9 protein-coding genes are annotated in these 7,563 nt (G+C 36.0%); all 9 read left to right on the top strand.

All coding sequences use genetic code 11. The annotated features are described in order from the left end of the window. Positions 1–464 precede the first annotated feature (464 nt). Positions 465–1,331: a VOC family protein gene (locus tag BBH99_RS06505; RefSeq protein ID WP_066693597.1), complete on the top strand. Its 867-nt coding sequence runs from the start codon at positions 465–467 to the stop codon at positions 1,329–1,331. 50 nt (positions 1,332–1,381) lie between these two features. After that, complete coding sequence (locus tag BBH99_RS06500) at positions 1,382–2,215, top strand: SDR family oxidoreductase (protein ID WP_066693594.1); 834 nt, start codon at positions 1,382–1,384, stop codon at positions 2,213–2,215. A 74-nt stretch (positions 2,216–2,289) separates the two neighbouring features. Further along, positions 2,290–2,718: an SRPBCC family protein gene (locus BBH99_RS06495; protein ID WP_066693591.1), complete on the top strand. Its 429-nt coding sequence runs from the start codon at positions 2,290–2,292 to the stop codon at positions 2,716–2,718. A gap of 46 nt (positions 2,719–2,764) precedes the next feature. Further along, positions 2,765–3,223 (top strand): SRPBCC family protein, encoded by a 459-nt coding sequence (locus BBH99_RS06490; protein ID WP_066693587.1) that lies wholly within the window; start codon positions 2,765–2,767, stop codon positions 3,221–3,223. A gap of 78 nt (positions 3,224–3,301) precedes the next feature. Continuing rightward, a complete protein-coding gene (locus BBH99_RS06485; RefSeq protein ID WP_066693577.1) occupies positions 3,302–3,760 on the top strand; it encodes a DoxX family protein in 459 nt (152 codons plus the stop codon). A gap of 183 nt (positions 3,761–3,943) precedes the next feature. After that, entirely contained in the window at positions 3,944–5,950 is a 2,007-nt protein-coding gene (locus BBH99_RS06480) for a S9 family peptidase (RefSeq protein ID WP_066693574.1), read from the top strand. Positions 5,951–6,378: 428 nt separating this feature from the next. After that, a complete protein-coding gene (locus BBH99_RS06475; RefSeq protein WP_228390754.1) occupies positions 6,379–6,933 on the top strand; it encodes an RNA polymerase sigma factor in 555 nt (184 codons plus the stop codon). An 11-nt stretch (positions 6,934–6,944) separates the two neighbouring features. Beyond that, entirely contained in the window at positions 6,945–7,277 is a 333-nt protein-coding gene (locus BBH99_RS06470) for a hypothetical protein (RefSeq protein ID WP_066693561.1), read from the top strand. Between the two features lie 91 nt (positions 7,278–7,368). Next, the coding region (locus BBH99_RS06465) for a hypothetical protein (RefSeq protein WP_066693559.1) at positions 7,369–7,563 on the top strand (195 nt) is incomplete at its 3' end.

Genomic DNA, 7,563 nt, shown 5'->3' with positions numbered 1-7,563 from the left:
AAAAAATACAGTGATGAAGCTGAAAGACTACATGAAAGAACATCAGATGTGTTTTAAAGAAGCATAACAGTGAAAAGACTTGATTTTTATCGTGTCGTTGCAGTTAGATGAATATGATTTTCTTTGAATGCAGGGACATTATCACTCTTATGCTTATCTTTAATAAATAACATTTTTTGTGAATGATGTAAGTTGTATCTTCTCATTCTGAATGAAGCAACGCGCAATGAAGAATCTCAACATAGAATATCTCTCGCAGATTTTGCAGATGACGCAGATTTTTACTTTTAATGATCTGCCAAATCAGCTCAATCCGCGAGGTAGAAATAAGTGATGTTTTTGTCATTCTGAATGAAGCAGCGCGCAATGAAGAATCTCAACATAAAATCTTACAGAAGTGTCCATATTTTCTACAGATTTTATGAATAAATTGCCTATAAAATCAACTTTAAAAATTAAAACTTATGAATAACGATATTTTCCCATGTCTCTGGTACGACGGAGATGCCAAACAATCCGCAGAGTTTTACTGTAAAGTTTTCGGTGGTGAAATTACAGCAGATACTCCCGTGGTAATGAATATTGATCTGTTTGGGCAGAGAATAATGCTGCTTAATGGCGGTCCTCAGTTTAAAAAGAATCCTTCTATTTCATTTATGGTGATCTGTGATACGGAAGATGAGGTTCAGAAGTATTGGGATCAACTGTTGGAGGGTGGAATAGCTCTTATGGAACTTGGATCCTACTCCTGGAGTAAAAAATATGGCTGGGTTCAGGATAAATTTGGGGTGACGTGGCAATTGTTTTTAGGTGAAAAAGCGCAGGAACAGAAAATAGTTCCTACTTTGATGTTTATTCATGAAAATAATGGAAAAGCCAAAGAAGCAATGGAGTTATATACTCAAACTTTCCCTAATTCAAGCATTGGAAACATTTTGAAATACGGTGATGGAAGTGAAGGACATCCTATTCCTGAACCGGCAGAAAATGTTCAGCATGCTCATTTTGTCATTGATGGGTACTCATTATTCTGTATGGATAATTCTTACGATCATCAGTTTGATTTTAACGAAGGAATTTCGTTAGTAGTAATGACGGATGACCAGCAGCAAACCGACACTTACTGGAATGCGCTCACTTCAAACGGAGGCAGAGAAAGCATGTGTGGCTGGTTAAAAGATAAATATGGCCTAAGCTGGCAGATTGTTCCTAAAAGACTGATCCAGCTGATGAATGACCCTAACCAGGAGAAAGCTTATAAAGTGGTACAGGCGATGATGAAAATGCAGAAAATTATTATCCAGGATTTAGAAGACGCTTACCATTCTTAAAAACATTTCGGCTTGCTGTTTGATGCTATTTAGATAAAAAAGGTTTGCTTATGAAAACACAGAACAAATCACAATCTAAGTCGAAAGTCCCTAAAGAAGGGCAGTTTCCGGAGATTATCCGGGATAATTATCATGGCAGCCGGAAGCTATTGGATAAGAAAGCTGTCATTTCAGGAGGAGACAGTGGAATAGGACAGGCAGTAGCTGTTCATTTTGCCAGAGAAGGAGCGGACGTTGCTATTATTTATAAAGAAAGTGATGATGACGCCAAAGAAACCCAAAGGCTGGTAGAAAAAGAGGGGCGAAAATGTCTTTTGATTAAAGGAGATCTTACCCGCAAAGCATTCCGAACCAAATGTGTAGATAAGGTTAAGGAAACATGGGCAAGTATTGATATTCTTGTGAACAATGCAGGAATTCATACTTCAAAAAACAGTCTCGAAAAAATTTCAGATGAACAGATTCAGGAGACGTTTGATACCAATATCATTTCCATGATTTCTTTTACCCGGAATTTTCTGCCGTTAATGGGAAAAGGAGGCCGTATTATCTGTACAACTTCTGTTACAGCCTACCGTGGAAGCGATCACTTAATTGATTATGCTGCCACAAAAGGCGCTATTTTATCCTTTATCCGCTCATTGGCTGATAATCTTGCTGAAAAAGGAATTCTGGTCACTGGCGTGGCTCCCGGACCTATATGGACGCCACTGGTAAAAGAAGCGTTTGACGATCTTGAAACCTTTGGAAAAGATACTCCTTTGAAAAGAGCAGGTCAGCCATCCGAAGTCGCTCCGGCTTATGTTTTTCTGGCCTCTGAAGACGCCAGTTACATCACAGGTGAAGTGATTCATATTAATGGCGGGGATTTTGTTGGAGGATAATCTTATCATGGGTATAGCATCCATTTTCAAATTCTTAAAACTTAAATCTTAGACATACCACTTAATATAAAAATATGGAACAATTATCATACGAAATAGAAATTAATGCAGAACCTGAAAAAGTATGGAGTGTCCTTTGGAGTGATATTACTTACAGACAATGGACTACTGCTTTTACAGAAGGCTCTTTTTATGAAGGAGCATTAGAAGAGAATAGTATCGTTAAATTCCTGGATCCTAAAAATAATGGGATGTACAGCAAGGTTATAAAAGTGATCCCTAATGAAGAAATAACATTTTTGCATTTAGGCGAAATTTATGAAGGAATTGAAGTTGCCCAGGAATGGGGTGATGCAACAGAAGCCTATTTCCTGGAAGAAAATGAGGAAGGAACATTATTGAGAACAGTCATCAATACTCCGGCTGAGTTTAAAACTTTTTTTGAAGAAAAATTTCCAAAAGCAATGAATATTGTAAAGCATCTTTCGGAAAATCAACTGTAAAGAAACATCTATTTAACAAGACAACCCATCACAAAAATTTTAAAATATGGAAACTTTATCGTACGAAACAATAATAGACGCTCCTTTACAGAAGGTATGGGACATCCTCTGGGGACCTGAAACTTATGGTCAATGGACACAATATTTTGGGGCCGGATCTTCCGTGATGAAATCCGACTGGAAGGTAGGTGGAAAGACCTATTTTCTTAATGAAAAAGGAGATGGAATGGTTTCTACCATAGACAGTTTAGATGAACCCAATCAAATTATCTTTAAACATTTAGGAATGACTGAAAATGGAGTAGAAGATACCCAAAGCAAAGAAGTCATGGAATGGAGTGGCTGCTTTGAAAAATATTTCCTAACCGATCTTGACGGAAAAACCAAGCTTCATACCGAAGTTCAGGTAGATAAAGAATGGCGGGATCATATGGATACTGGTTTTACAAAGGGATTGATGGTAGTGAAAAGTTTGGCGGAAGGAGTTAATCTTAGTGCAGTGTAGAAGAGTTTAATGTTGCCGGTGAGCAACAACATATATGTCTTAGTCTGCTTCTATTAACTTTTATCCGGCAAGAAAAATATGAAACTATTAGTAATTCTCTTCGGAACATTTGTATTAGCTCTACTCGGAACATTGGCATTTCAGGGTAAGCCGGATCTTTTGTTTTCAGGAAACCTTAGTATGGCTGTTTTCATCATGTTTACAGGATTTTCCCATTTTAAATTTCAAAAAGGAATGGCGATGATGATCCCGGATTTTATTCCGGCTAAAATGTTTTGGGTATATAGTACAGGATTGTTGGAAATAGCTGCCGGAATAGGACTTATGATTCCTTCGATTCGTGAAATAACAGCCATTTTACTGATTATCTTTTATGTATTGGTTTTTATAGCCAATATCAATTCATCTCAAAAAAACATTAATATTTTTAAAGCAGATTATACAGGTCCGGGAATGCAGTATCTTTATACTCAAAGAATTCCCATGCAGATCATTTTAATAGCTTGGACCTGGTATTTCGGAATTTATTTACAGTAATATATTATACAGATATACAGGCAGTCCTCCGGGCTGCTTTTTTATTTTAATGAAATTATCAAAATAAATGTTAAATATTGTAACGTTTTGAGTTCTGAATTGTCTTATTTATAAAGGATCTGATTTTTTATTGATGGAAATATTGAATTGGGGACTCTGTTTTTTAACTTTAAAACGTAAGTTATGAATCTAAATTCCAAAATTTTTGGTACAGCTTATATTGTACTTTCTGCTATTATGATTAACGCACAAAATTCCACCGCTAAACTTCCGGGAGATCCAACGCTTCCGTCTTCCAAAGCCAATCTTGAGAAACTTGTATCTTATGATAAAGGAAACTTTAAATATAAAGTGGAAGACTATTTTGCAAGGCCAAAAGCTTCTGTATTTAAAATTTCCCCTGATGGTAAATACCTCTCCTATAAGGAAAAAGATAAAGACAGTAAAAATCATGTCTATGTTAAAGAACTGAATACAGGGAAAATTACCAAGGCCATTGTTGAAAAAGATGATCTGATAAAAAGCTATGGTTGGCTGAATAAAAACCGTTTATACTATACTCAGGATAAAGGCGGAAATGAGAATATCCACTTGTATGCAGCCAATGTAGACGGAACAAACCTTAAAGATTTAACACCATTTGAAGGCATTACCTTAGGTGAGATTATTCCCATAAAAGATACTGATTTCGTTGTGGTAACAATGAATAAGAACAATAAGCAGATCTTTGAGCCATATAAAATTAATTTTGTGACCGGAGAAATGACTCAATTGTATGAAAATAAAGATGTCAACAGCCCTATTGATGGGTATATTTTCGATAAAGACGGTAATTTAAGAGGCTATAGTATTCTTGAAAACGGGCTAACTACTAAAACTTATTATAAAGATTTACAGACCGGGAAATTCAACCTTTTGAAATCTGCAGACTGGTCAGACACTTTCAGTATTATCAGGTTTAATGATAATTCTAAAAATAAAGATGAAGCTTATGTAGTGACTAATCTGGATAGTGATAAGGCGAGAATTGTTTTGTATGACCTGAAAAAGAATGCAGTAATCAAAGAAGTATATGCTAATCCTGTATACGATGTAAGTTCCATAAGTGTGGCAGGAAAGAACAGAAATTATGAACTGGATTATATCAGTTATGAAGGCTTAAAAGGAGAAACAGTTCCGGTAAGTAAGTTCTATAAAGAAATTGATGATCAGTTAAAAGCCCAGTTTAAAGATAAAGAGTTTGGAATTGTTTCATCAGATGATAATAATGATAAACTTTTGGTGGTAGTAGGAAGTGACAAATTGTACGGAACTTACTACGAATATGATACGAAAACCAAACAAACCAAACTTCTTTACAACCTGATGCCACAGCTGAAAGAAGAAGATATGGCTGAAATGAGACCTATTGAATTCAAAAGCAGGGACGGATTAACCATTCATGGATATATTACCCTTCCTAAAGCAGCATTGGACGGGAAAAAAGTTCCTTTAATTGTAAATCCTCACGGTGGCCCTCAGGGAATCAGGGATCATTGGGGATTCAATCCAGAAGCTCAATTGTTTGCAAGCAGAGGATATGCAACACTTCAGGTGAATTTCAGAATTTCCGGTGGTTATGGAAAAGAGTTCCAGAAATCCGGATATAAGCAGATCGGAAGAAAAGCTATGGATGACGTGGAAGACGGAGTAAAATATGCAATCAGCCAGGGTTGGGTAGACAAAGATAAAATAGCCATCTACGGAGGAAGCCACGGTGGGTATGCTACTTTGATGGGCTTAATTAAAACTCCGGATTTATATGCTTGTGGAGTAGATTATGTAGGAGTATCCAACATTTTCACCTTCTTCGCTTCTTTCCCGGAATACTGGAAACCTTACAAAGAAATGGTAAAACAGATCTGGTACGACCTGGATAACCCGGAAGAAGCTAAAATTGCTAAAGAAGTATCTCCGGTATTTCAGATTGACAAGATCAAAAAACCATTATTCGTGGTACAGGGAGCTAATGATCCTAGAGTAAATATTAATGAATCTGATCAGATCGTAAAAGCAATGCGTGCCAAAGGGTTTGAAGTTCCTTACATGGTAAAATATGATGAAGGACATGGATTCGGAAAAGAGCCTAACAGGATTGAACTCTATAAATCTATGCTGGGATTCTTTGCAGAGAATTTCAATAAAAAATAAACAGACAATTTTTATAATTTTGGAAACGGAGGATATAATGTCCTTCGTTTCTTTTTTTGTCATTACGAGCAAAGCGAAGCAATCTCGATAAAATTTGAATATTCCACAGATGATTTGAATGATGTACTCATTTTGTCATTCAGAGCGGAACGCAGTGTATTGTGGAATCCATATTTTTCTCACAGATTTCCCAGATCACGTAGATATTTAGTTTTATGAGTTGCCATTTTTTTCAGTTAAAGTGAAACCGAAAATGATAATCAATAGCCTTAACCAGTATCACTCATCATTTATCACTTATCATCCATAATTAAAAACTCCGATGAATAAAAGAAAAACTGAAGTTCCGGAAAAATATTTTAAATTTATTAAAGTAAAACAAAAAGGATAGCCGTCATAGCAGTATGGAGGTTGTCGAAAAAATAACAATGCCACAGAAGGATAAAGAAAGCATCATCTCACAAACCGTTTCCAATTACGGAGGAAAGCTGATGTCTTATATTCGTCCCAAAGTGAAAAACACGGAAGATGCGGAAGATATTCTGCAGGAAGTGTGGTATCAGTTCAGCAGTCTTACCAATCTTTCCGAAATTGTGAATGTTGGAGGCTGGCTGTACAGGGTAACGGCAAATAAAATTACGGACCGTTACCGTAAAAAGAAAACAGAAAATTTGGAAGACTTTGTCTATGAAGACGAAGACGGAAGCATTTCCATCAAAGATATTTTGTTGATGGATGAAAGTGCAGGCCCTGAAGTGAAGATGTTTCAGGATGAGATCTGGAAAAAACTGTTTGAAGCGCTTGATGAACTTCCCGAAAAACAAAGGCTGGTCTACGTAGAAAACGAACTGAACGACAAAACCCTCCAGGAGATCGCCGATGAACAGGGAGAAAACATCAAGACCATCATCAGCAGAAAAAACTATGCTGTGAAGCATTTAAGAAACAGATTGAGAAAATTATACGAAGATTTAAAAAGTTAGAAAAAGAAATTATGAATCATAAACACAAAAAAGGCTGGATTTTTTTATTGTTATGCCCGCCGTTAATTCTCTTAGCCGTTACCTGGATCGTAATGTCGCTTTGGAATTGTCTGCTTCCGGAAATTTTAGGTGTAAAATCCATTACATTCTGGCAGGCAATGGGAATTCTTATTTTAAGCAAAATTCTTTTCGGAGGTTTTCATTTCGGTAAAGGAATGAGAGACTTTAAAGAGCGAAAAATGAGACAGAAAATGGAAGGATTATCGCCTGAAGAGAAAGAGAAATTTAAAGAAGCCTGGAGAAACAGATGTTCCGGAGGATTCTTCAACAGAAATAACGAATAATTTAAAAATTTTAAAGAAGTAGTAAAGTAAAATTTAAATTCATTCGTCTCTATAAAAAACAAGAAGTAGTAAAATTTAAAATTTTGAAAAAATGAAAAATTCAGCATTAAAAGGAGCTCTTGGAGCACTAGCCGTTGTGGGTGTAGCCTTAATTGCTAAAAAAGCCGCACAAAGAAAAAGATTTATTAGAGGTATTTTTGATGAATATGGAATTAAAGAAAAATCTCCTTTCGGATTAGCCGATAAGATCAGAGAAATGAACGATGAAGATTATCAGGAACTGAAA

Source organism: Chryseobacterium contaminans (assembly GCF_001684955.1).
GTDB classification, from domain to species: domain Bacteria; phylum Bacteroidota; class Bacteroidia; order Flavobacteriales; family Weeksellaceae; genus Chryseobacterium; species Chryseobacterium contaminans.
Note: the sequence above shows the minus strand (reverse complement) of the source record. Positions and strands in the feature narration are given on the sequence as shown.

Excerpts from the sequence above, each read along its gene's own strand:
- BBH99_RS06505 (WP_066693597.1), top strand. The coding sequence starts at position 465 with ATGAATAACGATATTTTCCCATGTCTCTGGTACGACGGAGATGCCAAA.
- BBH99_RS06500 (WP_066693594.1), top strand. The coding sequence starts at position 1,382 with ATGAAAACACAGAACAAATCACAATCTAAGTCGAAAGTCCCTAAAGAA.
- BBH99_RS06495 (WP_066693591.1), top strand. The coding sequence starts at position 2,290 with ATGGAACAATTATCATACGAAATAGAAATTAATGCAGAACCTGAAAAA.
- BBH99_RS06490 (WP_066693587.1), top strand. The coding sequence starts at position 2,765 with ATGGAAACTTTATCGTACGAAACAATAATAGACGCTCCTTTACAGAAG.
- BBH99_RS06485 (WP_066693577.1), top strand. The coding sequence starts at position 3,302 with ATGAAACTATTAGTAATTCTCTTCGGAACATTTGTATTAGCTCTACTC.
- BBH99_RS06480 (WP_066693574.1), top strand. The coding sequence starts at position 3,944 with ATGAATCTAAATTCCAAAATTTTTGGTACAGCTTATATTGTACTTTCT.
- BBH99_RS06475 (WP_228390754.1), top strand. The coding sequence starts at position 6,379 with ATGCCACAGAAGGATAAAGAAAGCATCATCTCACAAACCGTTTCCAAT.
- BBH99_RS06470 (WP_066693561.1), top strand. The coding sequence starts at position 6,945 with ATGAATCATAAACACAAAAAAGGCTGGATTTTTTTATTGTTATGCCCG.